The 16,718-nt window shown below is 43.6% G+C and carries 17 protein-coding genes and 2 pseudogenes; 3 read left to right on the top strand and 16 right to left on the bottom strand.

Features of this window, described 5'->3' with window-relative positions:
- From E4T82_RS05885 to E4T82_RS12795, 10 genes and pseudogenes are all read right to left on the bottom strand, one after another.
- Positions 1-286 (bottom strand): hypothetical protein (locus E4T82_RS05885; protein WP_135181934.1); only part of this gene is annotated, 286 nt, incomplete at its 3' end.
- A complete protein-coding gene (locus E4T82_RS05880) occupies positions 268-1,542 on the bottom strand; it encodes a hypothetical protein (protein ID WP_135181933.1) in 1,275 nt (424 codons plus the stop codon). The genes E4T82_RS05885 and E4T82_RS05880, both read right to left, overlap by 19 nt.
- On the bottom strand, positions 1,542-1,940 hold the full coding sequence (locus tag E4T82_RS05875) for a hypothetical protein (RefSeq protein ID WP_135181932.1): 399 nt from the start codon (positions 1,938-1,940) through the stop codon (positions 1,542-1,544). The genes E4T82_RS05880 and E4T82_RS05875 overlap by 1 nt, the downstream gene beginning before the upstream one ends.
- Positions 1,941-2,118: 178 nt before the next feature.
- On the bottom strand, positions 2,119-2,517 hold the full coding sequence (locus E4T82_RS05870) for a hypothetical protein (RefSeq protein WP_135181931.1): 399 nt from the start codon (positions 2,515-2,517) through the stop codon (positions 2,119-2,121).
- Between the two features lie 235 nt (positions 2,518-2,752).
- The gene (locus E4T82_RS12490) at positions 2,753-2,920 is read right to left on the bottom strand and encodes a hypothetical protein (RefSeq protein ID WP_167753578.1); all 168 of its coding nucleotides are present in this window, start codon (positions 2,918-2,920) and stop codon (positions 2,753-2,755) included.
- Entirely contained in the window at positions 2,890-3,297 is a 408-nt protein-coding gene (locus E4T82_RS12800) for a hypothetical protein (protein WP_228065070.1), read from the bottom strand. The genes E4T82_RS12490 and E4T82_RS12800 overlap by 31 nt, the downstream gene beginning before the upstream one ends.
- Before the next feature lie 15 nt (positions 3,298-3,312).
- Positions 3,313-4,176 carry a hypothetical protein gene (locus tag E4T82_RS05865; protein ID WP_228065069.1) on the bottom strand — a complete coding sequence of 288 codons (864 nt, stop codon included), beginning with the start codon at positions 4,174-4,176 and terminating at the stop codon, positions 3,313-3,315.
- Positions 4,176-4,574: a hypothetical protein gene (locus E4T82_RS05860; protein ID WP_228065068.1), complete on the bottom strand. Its 399-nt coding sequence runs from the start codon at positions 4,572-4,574 to the stop codon at positions 4,176-4,178. Before E4T82_RS05860 ends, E4T82_RS05865 begins: the two co-directional genes overlap by 1 nt.
- A gap of 265 nt (positions 4,575-4,839) precedes the next feature.
- Positions 4,840-5,114, bottom strand: a pseudogene (locus tag E4T82_RS05855) (helix-turn-helix domain-containing protein); the annotation flags it as partial.
- Positions 5,114-5,332: pseudogene (locus E4T82_RS12795) on the bottom strand (sugar ABC transporter permease); the annotation flags it as partial. The pseudogenes E4T82_RS12795 and E4T82_RS05855, both read right to left, overlap by 1 nt.
- A 262-nt stretch (positions 5,333-5,594) precedes the next feature.
- Between E4T82_RS12795 and E4T82_RS12790 the strand changes: the two are divergent.
- Both E4T82_RS12790 and E4T82_RS12785 read left to right on the top strand, forming a co-directional pair.
- On the top strand, positions 5,595-5,846 hold the full coding sequence (locus E4T82_RS12790) for a hypothetical protein (RefSeq protein WP_228065067.1): 252 nt from the start codon (positions 5,595-5,597) through the stop codon (positions 5,844-5,846).
- Between the two features lie 88 nt (positions 5,847-5,934).
- Positions 5,935-7,206, top strand: a complete 1,272-nt coding sequence (locus tag E4T82_RS12785) for an ABC transporter ATP-binding protein (protein ID WP_322783537.1) — start codon at positions 5,935-5,937, stop codon at positions 7,204-7,206.
- Between the two features lie 34 nt (positions 7,207-7,240).
- On the opposite strand, the gene E4T82_RS05840 is transcribed toward E4T82_RS12785, so the two are convergent.
- The 4 genes from E4T82_RS05840 to E4T82_RS05830 form a co-directional block, all read right to left on the bottom strand.
- Positions 7,241-9,118 carry a beta-N-acetylhexosaminidase gene (locus tag E4T82_RS05840; RefSeq protein WP_135181930.1) on the bottom strand — a complete coding sequence of 626 codons (1,878 nt, stop codon included), beginning with the start codon at positions 9,116-9,118 and terminating at the stop codon, positions 7,241-7,243.
- 22 nt (positions 9,119-9,140) lie between these two features.
- The gene (locus E4T82_RS12485; protein WP_167753577.1) at positions 9,141-9,290 is read right to left on the bottom strand and encodes a hypothetical protein; all 150 of its coding nucleotides are present in this window, start codon (positions 9,288-9,290) and stop codon (positions 9,141-9,143) included.
- A 121-nt stretch (positions 9,291-9,411) separates the two neighbouring features.
- A complete protein-coding gene (locus E4T82_RS05835; RefSeq protein ID WP_135181929.1) occupies positions 9,412-12,042 on the bottom strand; it encodes an alpha-mannosidase in 2,631 nt (876 codons plus the stop codon).
- Position 12,043: 1 nt separating this feature from the next.
- Positions 12,044-13,330, bottom strand: a complete 1,287-nt coding sequence (locus E4T82_RS05830; RefSeq protein ID WP_135181928.1) for a glycoside hydrolase family 125 protein — start codon at positions 13,328-13,330, stop codon at positions 12,044-12,046.
- Positions 13,331-13,496: 166 nt separating this feature from the next.
- Between E4T82_RS05830 and E4T82_RS05825 the strand changes: the two genes are divergently transcribed.
- A complete protein-coding gene (locus tag E4T82_RS05825; protein ID WP_135181927.1) occupies positions 13,497-15,584 on the top strand; it encodes a GH92 family glycosyl hydrolase in 2,088 nt (695 codons plus the stop codon).
- 242 nt (positions 15,585-15,826) lie between these two features.
- Here E4T82_RS05825 and E4T82_RS05820 read toward each other — a convergent pair whose 3' ends face one another.
- Complete coding sequence (locus E4T82_RS05820) at positions 15,827-16,189, bottom strand: DUF1304 domain-containing protein (RefSeq protein WP_135181926.1); 363 nt, start codon at positions 16,187-16,189, stop codon at positions 15,827-15,829.
- Between the two features lie 13 nt (positions 16,190-16,202).
- Positions 16,203-16,637 (bottom strand): MarR family winged helix-turn-helix transcriptional regulator, encoded by a 435-nt coding sequence (locus tag E4T82_RS05815; RefSeq protein WP_135181925.1) that lies wholly within the window; start codon positions 16,635-16,637, stop codon positions 16,203-16,205.
- Positions 16,638-16,718: the final 81 nt, after the last annotated feature.

Raw genomic sequence — 16,718 nt, 5'->3', positions numbered from 1 at the left:
GAAGAATATCCTTATAAGCCCATTCTGACTCATCTTGTAGCTCTTGAACTTTCGCATAGAAACTCCCTGCCTCCTCTTGACTCGCATCGTGGTGGTTCAACAGTTGCTTCATCTTATCCTGTTCTTGTTCTAAGATAGCAGATAGGCGACGACGACGGTCATCCAAGTCCATCATTCTCTCTTCAAGCCGCCTTTTATGACGATAGTAATCCTCTTCTTTTTCGGTGAGCTCACGCTCTTTTGAGTAAATAATACTCAACACTTCCTCTAAAGCCCCGTATACCATGTCTTAAATTCTCCTGCTAGTTGATTGTCTAGTGCTAGCTTTTCTTCAATAGCGCTATCAAGCTTTGTCTTCAAGGTGTCAAAAGTGGTCGACAAGTTCTCCATTGCCTCAACTTTCGTCTGTGTATACTCATGGAAATTGCTGACAATAGTTTCATACGTAACACCATGAGAAGCAAAAATATCTTGCACTTCCCATGGAGACAGATGGGAGTACATGGAAAAATCAACCCTAGACCACAGAGCTTCCGCTTCACTATCTGCCTGCTTCTTCAGACTTGTCATGTCATCTAGCCCAAGCTTCGCTGCCTCTGCCATAGAAGAGCCTAAAATAGCACCTTGACCTGCATCCAGAAAGATGGTTTCCTCTGAACTCAAGCCTCCGCCTGTTTTCTGCCATTTGGATTTCAAGGAGTTGAACTGTTCCATTTGGCGGGCACTCTGAGCAAAAACAGTGGCAGGACCACTCATAATCGGCTTGCCTGTCTTGGCATCTACGACCCGTCCTGTCTTTTTATCAAACTTCCAATCCTCTATATCATGGCTCGTTCCAGCCGTCCAATAAATGGTACCTAAACTCTCATCATAGCCACCCAATTTAGGGTTATTGCCATCATTTGTCCATACAACTGAATCCATCTTTTTCCGATAATCAATAAATAGACCAGGATGACTTTTTATAAATTCTTTCTCTTCATCACTCAAGGATCCATAGTGAAACCATGCATTAAAAGTGGTGGTTGGAATACCGTACTTGTCCCCCACTTTTAGCACATAGGCAGACTGGGAGTAGCCTGATAATTGTGTCACTTGTTTGACGCGTTCATCGTCTAGCACCTCTTGGACAAAGGCATCCGCCACTTGATACTGCGGGGATAGGTAATACCCATTATTTCTATTTGGATCTATATCGCTAAATACAGCAGTTACTGCATCAATTGTCATAATATCAGTAGCTGCTGCAACAACCGCAACACTACTATAGTCAGGCTCCCCGTCCACAATAGGCGCGACTGCCATTCCGTCAAAACCAGTCCTAGGGTCGGAGCAAGTCTTAACGACTTTGAATTGTTGACCACTCTTCAAACTTATAGTATTTGTTTCATTCGGCAATAGGTCTTGAGTATCTTTAGCAACCACTAGCTGTGGAGGGTTAACTCTATCGTGATATCTTTTTACATAGTTTTTATTAACACTATAGACATTTTGTCCTTGGTTTAAAATATTCAACTGTTCATCTGTATACTGAAATGTCATTATTGAACCCCTTGATCACCATTCGAATATATCACCTGTACCTTACCTTCAGTACTACCATAATGCTTACTAAGTACGGCTAGAGTATCCGGATGAGCTACCGCAGATTTATTTATCTCATCATTTAGCCCATGCCCCAAATTATATTTTGCAGTCCTACCATCTGAAAAAAGAATCTGGAGTACACATCCCCAATTTCCAGGTTCTTTATAATAGACTGTATCAAGCACCTGTATCTCCTCAATATCCCGATAACTGTTCTTCAAGGCTTTCACCAAACTAACTTCGTATTCCCGATTCCGTTTTTCTTCCGCTGATTTTTGCACCTGACCATTGATACTGAATGCCATAATGATTCCTCCTAAAATGAATAGTAAAATAAGTACTTTCTTTTTCATCTTCTAGCCTCCATACATTGAGCTACTATCTCTTGTGTATATGCCTATCTACTATGATTATACACCATTTTCTAAGGAGTTGCTATAAAAAACATAATAAAAAAATAGTGATTGACACTATAAACATTCTTTCCGTTATTCAATACACTCAATTGCCTATCTGTGTAGCTAAACGTCATTACTGTATTTCCTCCTCACCAGTTGAATAGATGATTTTCACCTTATCCTCTGTCATGCCATAATACGATGAGATAATATCTGCATCATCTATACCTATATCAACCGAGCGATTTCTCTTAACAGACAAACTATGATTCACCCTGTCCTGTACGACACGACCATGAGCAAACGTTAATTTAACGACACAACTCCAATTTCCTGGGGGCACTGAGTAATCGGGGCTACTTAGCTCTATCTCCTGAATATCCCGATAACTGTTCTTCAAAGCCTTAACCAAACTAACTTCGTATTCCCGATTCCGTTTTTCTTCCGCGGCTTTTTGCATTTGACCATTGATACTGAATGCCATAATGATTCCTCCTAAAATGAACAGTAAAATAAGTACTTTCTTTTTCATGCTATGCCTCCATAAAGTGAAAGTGTTGAAGTGCGCATTGCTTCACATAAATCATAGCTCTCCTTTAGATAACTTACCTTCACTTGTTGAACTCTACTACACTGTTAAGTGGAGCTTCTATATAAAAGAGAAGTCGGGACTCTCTTATATTGACTGTCATCCGATTCTTTACAACTATTATACAATATTTTTTGTGGAAAAAACACTCTAGAATGGTAATAAATCATGGTATATTTTATTCTTGCTCTAAGATAGCAGATAGGCGACGACGACGGTCATCTAAGTCCAGCATTCTCTCTTCAAGCCGCCTTTTATGACGGTAGTAATCCTCTTCTTTTTCGCTGAGTTCACACTCTTTTTGATGAATAATACTCAACACTTCTTCGAAAGCCCCGTATACCATGTCTTAAATTCTCCTGCTAGTTGATTGTCTAGTGCTAGCTTTTCTTCAATAGCGCTATCAAGCTTTGTCTTCAAGGTGTCAAAAGTCGTCGACAAGTTCTCCATTGCCTCAACTTTCGTCTGTGTATACTCATGGAAATCGCTGACAATAGTTTCATACGTAACACCATGAGAAGCAAAAATATCTTGCACTTCCCATGGAGATAGGTGGGAGTACATGGAAAAATCAACCCTAGACCATAAAGCTTCCGCTTCACTATCTGCCTGCTTCTTCAGACTTGTCATGTCATCTAGCCCAGCCTTCGCTGCCTCTACCATAGAAGAGCCTAAAATAGCACCTTGACCTGCATCCAGAAAGATGGTTTCTTCTGAACTCAAGCCTCCGCCTGTTTTCTACCATTTGGATTTTAAGGAGTTGAACTGTTCCATTTGGCGGGCACTCTGAGCAAAAACAGTGGCAGGACCACTCATAATCGTTTTGCCTGTCTTGGCATCTACGACCCGTCCTGTCTTTTCATCAAATACCCAATCTGTTATGTCATGGCTCGTTCCAGCCGTCCAATAAATGGTACCTAAACTTTCATCATACCCACTCCAAGTCGGATCATTACCTGGACCGAGTGCCACAACATTATCATCTGTTTTTCGATAGTCAATAAATAGACCAGGATGACTTTTTATAAATTCTTTCTCCTCCTTGCTTAAGGACCCATAATGAAACCATGCATTAAAAGTGGTGGTTGGAATACCGTACTTGGCCCCTACTTTTAGCACATAGGCAGACTGGGAGTAGCCCGATAATTGTGTCACTTGTTTGACGCGTTCATCGTCTAGCACCTCTTGGACGAAGGCATCCGCCACTTGATACTGTGGGGATAGGTAATACCCATTATTTCTATTGAGATCTATATCGCCAAATACAGCAGTTACTGCATCAATTGTCATAATATCAGTAGCTGCTGCAACAACCGCCACACTACTATAATCAGGCTCCCCGTCCACAATAGGCGCGACTGCCATACCGTCAAAACCAGTCCTAGGGTCGGAGCAAGTCTTAACGACTTTGAATTGTTGTCCGTCTGGAGTTTTAATCTTATTTTCTTCATTAGGTAGTAATTTATCATCTGGTTTATCAACGATATATTGATACTTTTCCCCTTCTTTTATTTTTCGATCAACAAAATCTTGATTGACGCTGTATACATTATATCCTCTATTCAAAAAATTTAACTGCTCATCTGTATACTGAAATGACATTACTCAACACTCTCCCTCCCATCAGAAAACAACACTTTTACTTTACTCTGGGTACTTCCTTCATGTTCAGATAATATTTCTGACTCTGCTGTAGTCACAACTCCTGACTTATTTATTTTTAAATACAAACTATGCCCCATTCTATATTCAACTACCTCTCCATCTGAAAAAGATAATTTGACAAAGCAACTCCAATCTCCTGGGGGAACTGAGTAATCTGGGCTACTTAGCTCTATCTCCTCAATATCCCGATAACTATTCTTCAACGCCTTAACCAAACTAACTTCGTATTCCCGATTCCGTTTTTCTTCCGCTGCTTTTTGCATTTGACCATTGATACTGAATGCCATAATGATTCCTCCTAAAATGAACAGTAAAATAAGTGCTTTCTTTTTCATACTTTAGCCTCCATGCATTGAGCTACTATCTCTTGTGTATACGCCTATCTACTATGCATTATACACTATTTTCCAATAGACTACTATAAAAATGCAAAAAAATAGGATTGGTGCTATAAATATCATATTAGACTATTTATCAACTATAAAAGCTATACTATAGCTGACATACACAAACATCCCAGCCATAGGACTAGGATGTTAAAGGAGATAGATAAAATTGTCTTTACATCTGTTGACGATACGCCTTGGGGAATTTGCCACATCATTTGCGAACTACTTTGTAGAAATATCCTACATTGCTATAACCCACAGCATAGCTAATGTCTTCAATGCTATTATTGGTTGCAAGTAGGGGCTGGCAGCCTTAATCCGTTGTTTGTTCAGGAGTTCTGCAAACGTTGAATGGGTCTCTTTCTTAATCAACTGACCGAGATAAACCGGATTGATGAAGAGTTGGGCACTGATATGTTTAAGAGAAATGTCTTGTCGATAATGAGTACTAATTAACTCAAGGACATTGACCACATTGTCATTCAAATGAATCCTCCATTATAAAGAATGGTATTTCGCGTAATAATGTAAGCGTCATTTGAAGGAAATAAGAATTTAAAATTATCCAGTCCAATCCATTCACTTGTCTGTAAGCTGTGAATAAGTCCTTCGCAACTTAACCGGTAATTTTTAACAGCAACAATATTTCCAGCAACTGGTATATAGAAAAACAGTATTAACCAAACAACTCCCGGCAACACCATCAATAGAAATATCCCGTTTTCTTTCAGCACTCTTCCTAATTTTTTTCATCCACCCTCCTTTGTTACCGTTTACATTATTAGTGTACTTCCTTTTCCACAATAGTATCAACTACTATTTATAAAAAAGTCTACAAATTTCTAAAATCCTATCAAAATGAAATAGAGGTCCTTGTAACACCTAAGAATATGAGGTATTTTTCTATAGTTTGTGACTAGCTTATGCAGTAGAAATTGGTATAATCAAAGCAATAGGAGGTATAATATGTTTGCAATTCTTAGACAGCGAAAATCAAAACTCATCGGTGTCAGCCTGCTGATTATCGCCGGACAACTCTGTCATGTCTATGCAGCGACCATCAACGCCGAAGCCTTGAATCAACTGATTGCCTTGCGTTGGAGGGCATTTCTCTTTCAAGAAATCTACTTAATGTTGGTCTGGTGTGGGCTTATCTTGTTTGACTGGGGGACTAAGCTCTTTCAGATGAGACTCATCCAAGAACTAGATACTATTTAGAGAAATCAGTCAGCAGATAGCTGAGACAGACTACCAAACCTATCATCAACATTCTGTCAATACGTATCTTTCCTAGCTCAACAATGATATTCAAAGTATCAATAAACAAGGTTTTGAACAACTCTTTCTGATTATTAAAGGAGTCTCCGGAACTGTTCTTGCAGTGTTCATGCTGTTTCGCTACCATTGGTCTCTGGTGCTTGTGACCTTTATTTCAGTAGTCTGTATGCTCGCGATTCCCAAATTATTTGGTAGGAAGATGCAGGAAGTGAGTTTAAAAACCAGCCGACAACAGGAGCAATTTCTAAAGGAAAGCGAGACTATTTTAAATGGATTTGATGTCTTTTACTCCCTTTCATTACTAAAAGAAATTCCTAAGCGTATTGTCCACTCTTCCCTCCTCCTCAAGCAAGTCATTCTCAAACAGACCCGCATTGAAGCAGCCGTTGGTGCACTTGGTTTTACAGGAAATATTTTCTTTCAAATTACCCTGACTGTTTTTACAGGCTACCTCGCTATTGAGGGCTTTGTCTCAATCGGTACCATTGAAGCAACCGGAGCTCTAACAGGTATTATCTTTACAACTCTTGGTGAATTGAGTAGCCAATTAGCCTTCGTTCAGGGCTGTCAACCAATTTTCCAAAAATTTCAAGCAACAATTCCCAAGCACCCTTCCACTTCTAGCACATATACCGTGACAAGTACAAACGCAAATGTCCCTATCTTATCAGCCAGTCACTTAAGCTATACCTACGGTCAACATCCTATCTTCCAAGAGATACAACTACACTTGGAAAGAAAAGGTAAATACCTCATTACTGGTGAAAGTGGCAGTGGCAAATCTACCTTGTTAAAGATTCTAATGGGCTTCCTCCGAGACTATACTGGAAGTATAACCTTCCACGGACAAGAAATACGAAACCTGCCGCCCCACTATCTCGCTCAGCATATCCTTTTCCTCCCCCAAGAAGCCTATTTGCTCTCAACAACCATTCGTGAAAATCTCTGTCTAGGCCAGAACTTCTCAGAAAAGCAGCTCAAAGCTGCCTGCCTTCAAGCAGGATTGGCCCATTTTGAAGTATTTGAAACCTTCCTCAATCGCGAAGTTGGCGATCGTGGACGATCCTTATCAGGTGGGAAACGGCAACGAATCGCACTCGCTCGTGGCTTACTGCGTGGGCAAAAAATCATCTTAATTGACGAAGGCACATCGGCAGTTGACAAAGAGACAGCAATCGCTATTGAGCGTGAACTACTTCAACAACCCGAGCTAACTATTATTATGATTTCCCACACATCACATCCAGAACTAGATCATTACTTCACCAAGAAGTTCATTTTTCCAACTGACTTCCAGTGAGCTATAGACAAAAAGAGACCCGCAGGTCTCTTTTTTAGGTCGTATAAATGGTTGACGCGGTGGCGATGAGGTGCCATTGATTGGCGGCGGTAGCGATTGGACTTTTGCCCTCATAGAGGTCCGTAAATGGCAACAGCGCTTCTTCTAATTCCGGTAGGCTAGCGAGTTCACCCTTGGCATAGAGGGTCAAGCGTTCCTTGGCACGGCGGATGCGCTGGAGCAAGCCACCCATGCGAATATCCACCGTATCAAGACCAAAGACCTTGTTCTCCCGCAACCATTGGTGACTGAAACAGTCGATAAATTCGACCAAGGCTGCTTCGAGCTGAACCAAATCTTTTTCAGCATAGGCGAGCAAACTGGCCGTATCTCCTTTTTCATAGGCCTTTCTGATGTCCTTTGGCAGACAAGTCTTGACAGCGAGTATGCGGTTGAGCAACGCTTGGGTTTCAAAGAGATAAGCAAAATTTCCTGCTGTCTTTGCGATCGTTGCTAGCTGACTGGCCGACTGGAGAAAGTGTTCCGCATCCTCTGCCAAAATATGCTGATCCAATAAGGGACAGAGAATATCTTGGTAGAAAACATATCGGTTTGGATTGATTCCACTGAGATGCTCAGGGATATGCGGTAACAAATTTGCCAGATCAATCTGCATGAAGTCTTCAAAGGTCACGCCCGTATTCACCACAAAATGATTGGAAACCTTCTCCAAATCATTCCGATAGGCTAACTCTGCCCAGATTTGCAAGGCAGGAAGGATGGAAAATTGGGCGGTTTCGCCCCCATTATCTCCCCATCCAGTCACAATCACTTCCTTGACCTGATACCGCTGACAGGCCTGATGTGCTTCCTTGGCAATCAACTGACTGAAATGATTATGCGGTGTAAAACCAATCCATTTCCAGGCTCCACCTGCAAAGGCAAGGTCAGAGCTGATACTTAAATGTCGTTCAAAATTACGCTCGTATTTCCCGCTGGCATCTTGGTAATAATCCCAGTAAACCAAGGTTACACGATCTTTTAAGCGTTCGAGGTAGGTCTGCGTTTCAGGTTGAATCTGTAATTCACCCTCATAATTGGCTGTTGCAGACATCAATTTGAAAAACATGTCACTCCACATTTGGCAGGTAAAACCGTATTTCTCCGCTATGCTCAAAACCCAATCCAAATGCTCGCACATGATAAGACTGCGCTCTCGTGCACCATGTTTATCATAATAGTGACCAAGCCCGACTAGATAGGCTTCATCCATGCCGATATTTATTCTACGTGTTTTGAGAGCAGACAAGCTCGTGAACATCTGCTCAATCAGTTGGTAAACCTTATCTTCACCAGCTAGCAAAATATCATCTACATCCCGTAGTTCCTGAACTTCTTTGACCTGCCATTTGACAAAAGCACTCAAATGGGCAAGAGTTTGGATACAAGGGACAAATTCCATATCAAAGAGATTGGCATAAGCTTCAATCTCTTTTAATTCCTCAACCGTATACCGTCCTCTGAAGTAGCCAAAGTAGGGTTGCCCCTCAATTTCATAGGTATCTTCCATGTAAAGTTCAAAGGTGGAATACCCCATTAAGGCTAAGAGTTCAATCATCTCCTTACAGGCATCAACTGTTAGCACCGCATTGCGCGAGCAATCAGCCATATAAGCCAAGCGCTCATAGGCTGCATCTTCTGTAAGAGAAACTTCATCTCCCTCTTCCAAGGCTGCTGTTAAGAGACTGAGCCCTCGGTAGAGCCGAAAAGGCTGGTCATAACCGAGACGATACTGGCCTTTTTCGCCTTCAAGGACGATAGAATGCTCTCTACAATGCGAGATTTCGATCTGACAATTCCTTAAATTCAACCGTTTTTGTATTTGCTCAACTGCCTGCTGTTGCTGGTCTGATAACCCTGTTATAACTACCATTGTTGTTCCTCCTGAAGCCAATTCACCAAGCCTTCATATACATTGCATCTTCCTGATAATGGCAAGCGACAATCTTTGGCACAAGGCCATAGTCAGGATACTGATTGACGATTTCTTCAACCTTTTTTCTGTACTCCAGCGATACATTCTCCATTTTGACTGATACTACCACCAATGCTAATCACATCTGGAACAAGGCTGTGCTGACGACGTTTGAAGTTGATTTTCAAAGAGTATTAATTCACTATACTGCCCACGTCTTCCGTTCCTTGTCTGAAAGTTCATTCATTTGACTATAGCAATTCCGTGCGAATTTCTTGTGGGTTCACAAAGTCTGTTTCTACCTGACAAGGCTCTTCCAAGAGATTCAGATACTGAGCTTCGTGTCCCAATGAGACAGGCTCTTGGCTCATATTATAATAGCGTAGAAGGGCCTGCTGACTAGCTGTTTGCTGTTTCAAGGCAGTCGGGCAAATCCGTTCTTCCTGCAAGGCTTTATGCTCCAAAGCACGACCAGTCGCTGGAACTATTCCTGTTTGGACAGGAACTTGAAGAGTGGTCAAAGGTGTCTGGAAGGCTTTAGCTCGTCTGAACGCCGCAAAGCGCTCTTCTGGACGGTGGCATTCCAGCGCATATTCTACTTCAAACGTTCTTAGACATTGAGCATCTGGTGTTGGGAAATAGCCCCAATCGCCCAATTCCCCTACCGATCGTAAAATAGTCAAGGCAAGGGTCTTGTCGTCTAACACTTCATACTCATAGAGTCCTTTATTTGCAACCGTCATTCCTTTTTCATCGTCTGTCAGACTGACAAAGGCTTGTTGGCGTTGGGTATTTTCTGGATTTTCCCAAGTTGCTGACGGCTGATTGAAGCGCTCCACCACTTCAAAAATACTCTCCGCCTCATGGCTTTGACCCGCATGATGCGTCTGGAAGAGCACGCGAATACGGTGGTCTTTTGCAGTATTGGTAAAGCGTGTTTTAAAGCGAATCTGAGGGTCGAAGGCAAGGACACATACATCTGTTGTAAGCTCTATCCTTGTCATTTCCTGCGAACGACCAGCGGTCCGTTTCATGTATTCGACCAATCCCTCTTGTTCCCGTTCTAACTGCTCATCTGCACTCACTGGAACCGTCAAGGCATGGGTCAAACGTAAGCGAGCAGTCTGGCTAGTATTTTCCATTACTGCTACATGAACCAATTCGGCATAGATTGGCTGAGTGTTGAGCGGTTGGAAATAGAGGTATTCATTGCCAATATCACCGCGGTCTTCAAACTGGATGAAATCTTCATAGACCTGTCCTGTCCGCTTATCATAGAGCGTCAAGCTAGACTCTTCCACACACAGTTTGAGATACTCTGTCTCAATCTGTCCATCTTGATAGAGCCCTGTTTCGTGAGCTTGCTCGCCTTCAACCAACTGGAAGGTCTGCCAAGAAACAGCCTCTAGGTCAACAGGTATGGTCACTTTGATTTGACGCGCGATATAGGCTTTACGAAAGGCATCTTTTGGTAACTGGTAGTTGAAATGCGCCCCTAAATCTTCAATGATGGCAGGAATAGGCTGTCCAGCCAAATCCTGCACACAGAAGGTGGGGAGCACCAAGTCTGACATCCGCTGAAAAGCCGTCGTTGGAGCTGCTTCTTTGAAATCACATGTGGCAACTTCTAACACAACACTCGCCTGATCTCGTTTACGATGCAAGCCAGTATTCACCACGGTAAAGAGGTATTCCCCACTTGCTTGTTCGGTATCTAGTTGGTCTTTCCAAGCGCTCAGGGCATTGGTCTTGACAAATGCTGCCACCGACTTGGCTTTTTCAAACCGCACTTCCATTTCGCGGTGAACCTCATCTACACTACAGCCGCAGATGCTATCATGCGGAGCATTTTGCAGCAAGGTTTTCCAAGCGTAGGTCAATTGGTCTTGGTAGTGGTCGCCCTTGGTCAAGACGAGCAGAGGCTCCACCACCTGCTCTAAGAGATTGCTGGTCTCCACATAGGCCTGCTTCAGGTAAATCCGTGCAGAAGCTGTATTGGCCAAGGTATACCAGCCATCCGTCTCCTGACTGGTCAGCTCACCTGTCACCTGCGACAGGTTGGCAGGAAGATGTTCCTTGACGGCGGCCACGTAATCATCAAAATTGCTGTGAACAAAGGTGATTTCTGGGAACAATTCATTGGCGACTCGAATAGCCTCACTTAGGTTTTTTTGCACAGGCTGATGATCACAGCCGTTCATCATGAGCCATTGATTGGTCGCTGCATAGCGCTCTACATCTGCTAATTTTTGTTCCCAAAAGACCTTTGCTTTCTCCTTATCAACTGGAATCTCATTTCCATTGCTGTACCAGTTCGCAAAAAGGATGCCTAAGACCTCACTGCCATCTGCCCCTTGCCACACCATTTCAGAAAATTGAGAGATGAATTGCTGGTCTGCTAGCACCTGATTGTCAAAGCCAATCGGCTTCACGCCACGGCCAAAGGCTGCCACATCTAGCCCTGTTTGCTTGAGCAATTGGGGCGCTTGCCCCATATTACCAAAGGTATCTGGAAAATAACCAATCGCAGTTGATTTGCCCCATTTTTGACATTCTTGATGACCGATGAGACTATTGCGAACATTGGACTCGCTACTGATGAGGTAATCATCTTGCAGGATATAGAAAGGCCCAATCTTTAACTTGCCTTGGTCAATATAAGTCTGTACCTTCGCTCGATTTTCTGGACGAATGGCCAAATAATCATCGAGCACAATGGTCTGACCATCCAGATGGAAGCTCTTAAATTCTGGGTCATGTTCAAATAGGTCAAACAAATCATCAAACAGCTCAACCAGCTGCATTCGATGCCCCTCAAAGGACTGGTACCATTCGCGGTCCCAGTGACTATGGGAAATAATATGAACAACAATGTTTTCCACTCTACACCTCCACTCTCATTCCATAATAATCAAGCACTAGTTCACAAAACATCATATTAGCCCATGAGAACCATTCGCGGGAGAACTTGGTCGGATCATCCACATGGAAACTTTCGTGCATGACACCTGTTCCACCGTCACAAGCCACCAACAGATCCAAAATCCGCTCTTTTTCTGCCTGATCCTTGGTAGTCAAGCCCTCAATACAGAGTGCAATCGGCCAGATATAGCGGTAAAATGTATGCGAACTTCCCAAGCCTTTGGCATATTCTCCCTCGTAATAATAAGGATTTTCCGTGCTTAAAATCGTCCGACGTGTCGCTTGATAGACCTCATCGTCCAGCTCACAATAGCCTAGGTAAGGAGCCGCAAGGAGGCTCGGCACATTTGGATCGTCCATAATGCTAGCATTGCCCAAACCATCCACTTCAAAGGCATAAATGGTTTCACCCGCCTGATTTTTAGTTCGTCCGTAGGTTTCGATTCCCTCTTTGATTTCTGCCTGCAATTCTCTTGCCTGCGGTACAAGTTCATCGCTATTAGGCAGCTGCAACTCTTCAAAGATTTCTACGACATAGCCCAAGACAACCGTCGCAAACATATTGGACGGAACAAGGTAGCTATACTCACAGGCGTCATCGCTCGGCCGAAAACCAGACCAGGTCATTCCCGTAACACCAAAGGCTGGTCCAGCCCCGTTATTCACCAAGGTATCTTCCTGACGGTCTCCTTCTCGGACAAACGAATACGGGGAACGGCTATGGTCTTGTTCCAATTTCCAAAGCTGGATAATTTCTTTCGTAGCTGCGACGAACTCCTCATCAAAGTGACTGGTTTCACCCGTCACCTTCCACAAGAGATAGGCCAACTGTAACGGATAGCAGAGCGAATCCACTTCATATTTCCGCTCCCAGATCCAGCCGGTCAAATCCGTCTGGTCCGTCTCGTGGTGTCCTTTCCAATTTTCTTCCATATTAAAGGCGTTGGCATACGGATCGTGCAAAATAAAGCGAAGCTGGCGTCTCAATACCCCTAAAATGGTCGTACGCAGGCGGTCATCGGTCTTAGCCAAAAACAAATAAGGCTTAATCTGAGCAGTCGAATCGCGCAACCACATGGCAGGAATATCTCCCGTCAAGACAAAGGCTGTATGATCGTCTAACTGTTTCACCGTATTGTCCAGCGTATCCGTATAACAACGCTCAAAGACCTGCACCCACTCTGGATGGTCTTTTGCGCGCTCTGCAATCGCTTGCAACCATTGATTGACTAGTTCTTTTGAATACATATTGTCTCCTTTACTTAGACTATTTCTCAATTTCTAGTATAAAACAAAGCACGATAAAAATCCTACACAAACTATAGTCCTTTCGATAATATCTTTTCCACTTGTCCCTATGAAGACAAATCATGATATAATCATGTTGGAAAACACTTTCACGGAGAGAAATGACATGAAAACCATCCTCGAACACATCGATACTCGCTACGGCTCTGACAACTGCCACGCCTACTCAAACGGCAACACTCTGCCCTACACAGGCCTACCATTTGGCATGAATTACTTTGTCCCCCAGACGACGGATAGTCAGGGAGCTTGGTTTTTCAATCCGACCATTCCGATTTTTCAAGGGATACGGCTGACCCACCAAGCAAGTCCATGGATTGGTGATTACGCTTGGCTACTATTGACCCCTGTTACAGGAAAGATTACACAAGCCAGCCTCTTTCACCGCCAGAGCAGTTACCGACCAAAAGAGGCCTCCTTCCATCCGCACCACCTAGCCATTCACTCTGAGCGCTACCAAATCACGACCGAGCTGACACCTACGACCTATGGTGCCTGCCTAAAACTCCAAAGTCTCCGGCAACAAGACTTGGCCCTTTTTCTCCACAGCGAAAAAGGATGTACATTTGAACAAATCGACAGCCACTCCCTACGAGGTTGCGTAAAGGATGTCACTGAAACCACCCACAAACCCATTACACTCTACGTTCATCTGCGCTTTGACACAGCGATTACAGCTGTGAGCCAACTGGAGCAAGACACCCTCATTGAACTGGCCGCACCACAGGCAGAAGTACAGATTGGAACATCCTACATTTCCCACGAGCAGGCCTTATTCAACACACCAGACCATCCTTTTAAGGACTGTAAAACCCAAGCCAAGAAACGCTGGCTCCGTTACCTCCATCGCTTTGATATTGTCGATGACGGAGGCTACGATACCCGCATGTTTCACCATGCCCTCTATCGAACTTTCCTCTTCCCTCAGACCTTCTATGAACTAGACCCTCAAGGACAGGAAATTCACCTTGACCTTGCTTCTAACCAAGTCCGACCTGGGAAATTCTTTACCAACAATGGTTTTTGGGATACGTTCCGCACCTCCTTTCCTCTCTTTGCCCTCGTAGCACCCGAGCAATACACTGCTTTTTTAGAAGGATTTTTGCATTTCTATCAGGAAACTGGCTACCTGCCAAAATGGCTGGCGCCTGACGAACGAGGGATGATGCCCGGTACCCTAATTGATGGGGTTATAGCCGATGCCTGCACCAAAGAGATTGCTCCAGAGCTTCACGAACAACTCTTTCAGGCTATGCTTGATAAGGCTGAAAAGATCGATCCGAAAAATATCTTTGGACGTCATGGAGCCCATACCTACAAAGAACTTGGCTCCCTCCCCTATACCCAATTTCATGAAAGTGTCAGCCATACCATTGACTACACCTACAGCGACTTTTGCATTGCGACTGTCGCCAAAAAACTCGGATACGATTCCATTGCTGAAGCATACCAGCAACAGTCCAAAAACTACCTACATCTCTTTGACCTTGAGACGGGCTATCTCCGAGCTAAAGATGAGCAAGGCAACTGGCGTCCAAACTTTTCACCCTATAGCTGGGGGCAGGATTATGCCGAATGTTCCAGTATCCAAGCAACTTTGGGGATTCTCCATGATATAGATGGGCTGAGGCAAGCTATGGGAGGAGGGCAAGCCTTCACCGACTGTCTCCTTCACATCTGCAATAGCAAACCCCTCTTTGAGGTCACAGGTTATGGCTACGAAATCCACGAGATGAGTGAGATGGCGACCCAAAACTTCGGCCAGCTAGCCATTTCCAACCAACCGAGTTTCCACATCCCCTACCTCTTCCAAAAGAGCCTGCGCCCAGAATACACTAGCCTCCTGATCAAAAGTATTCGCCAAGAAAGTTTCCAACCGGGCTTTGAGGCCTATCCGGGTGACGAAGACAATGGCAGTATGTCTGCCTGGTACCTTTTTAGCTGCCTAGGCTTTTATCCACTCTGCCCCGGTAAGGACGAATATGTCTGCGGCGTCCCCCTCTTTCCAAAGCTCAAGATTTATCTCCCCACAAATGACAAGTGGTTCACGATTACAAGCCATGATAACCACCCTCATTTCAACTTTGTCAAAACCATTGACCTTGATGGAAAGCCCGCAACCAGTTTTTCTCACCGCGAGCTCCTTGCCAGCACTCAACTCAACTTTAGCCTTGCTTGGTTACCAGTATCCTAGCATAGCAAAAATCCCAGCCACACGACTGGGATTTTTATAGTGGATTGAGGAGAAAGGATTAAGACAAGGCAAGGATCTATAGCTAGAACTAGCCTTCATCAAAACGACTTCACGATGTCCTAACCTTTATTCTATTTACCATAGGTATGGAATGTCGCAGGACGTCGCTATCGTCCGCACCACCTAAGAAAAGGATCACAACAGAACCTTTTCTTCAATCTGAAACGAAGAACGACCTCCGTTTATTTCAATAATAAGATACTCAAGAGCGCTAAAATCGCTGGTCCACCTTGTTTCAAGAGAATCGATTTGTTAGAGGTTGCTGCGCCATAAACCGCTGCACCAATCACATACAAGACGAAAAGCGTCACAATTTCCAAGTTATGAGAAATGAAAATCCCATAGAGAAGAAAGACTGCTAATAATCCATTGTAAATCCCTTGGTTTTTAAAGAGAACTGTAACGGATGGGCGCGCCAACTCGTCTTGAGCCATCTGAAAAGTCTGACTGGTCTTGGCTGAGGTCGTTGCAATCGTTTCAAGATAAAAAATGTAGAGGTGTTCGAGAGCAACAATGGTTGCTAAAATTGTAGTAATGAGTGACATCGTTTCCTTCTTTCTAATCTTTGTCAATCGTAATTGTTTCTAAGCCTGTTACTAGCTTAACCAACAGGGTTTGAAGCGTATGCATTTCCTCATCCGTCAAAATCTGCTCCATCTGCGCTTTTGCAGCCAAATGATGGCGCGGCGGAGACGTGACGAGCTGTTTTTTTGCAAACTCTGTCACATCCACCAGAATCTCCCTTTGATTTTGCGGATTGCGGGTTCTAGTCACATAGCCATTTTCCTCCAACACCTTAAAATGGCGAGTCAGTGCAGCCTGATTAATTTTCAACACTTCCTGTAGTCGAATCTGGCTACAAGGAGCTGATGCCAATAAAAACTGTAAGAGTTCATATCGTGTCAGACTGATTCCCAAACGCTTTTCAAACAACTGGGTAATCGCCTGATCCGTTACGTGGAGTTGGAATAGTAGGTCGTTTATTGCTAGCATGACATTTCCTTTTATGATTGACTTGTCAATTATTGACCAATCAATTATAATCCAAGCAAAAGAAAAAATCAAGACCTATGC

Origin of the sequence: Streptococcus cuniculi (genome assembly GCF_004570575.1) — a bacterium.
Taxonomy (GTDB): domain Bacteria; phylum Bacillota; class Bacilli; order Lactobacillales; family Streptococcaceae; genus Streptococcus; species Streptococcus cuniculi_A.
The sequence above is the reverse complement of the archived record's forward strand: the minus strand, read 5'-3'. Positions and strand labels throughout refer to the sequence as shown.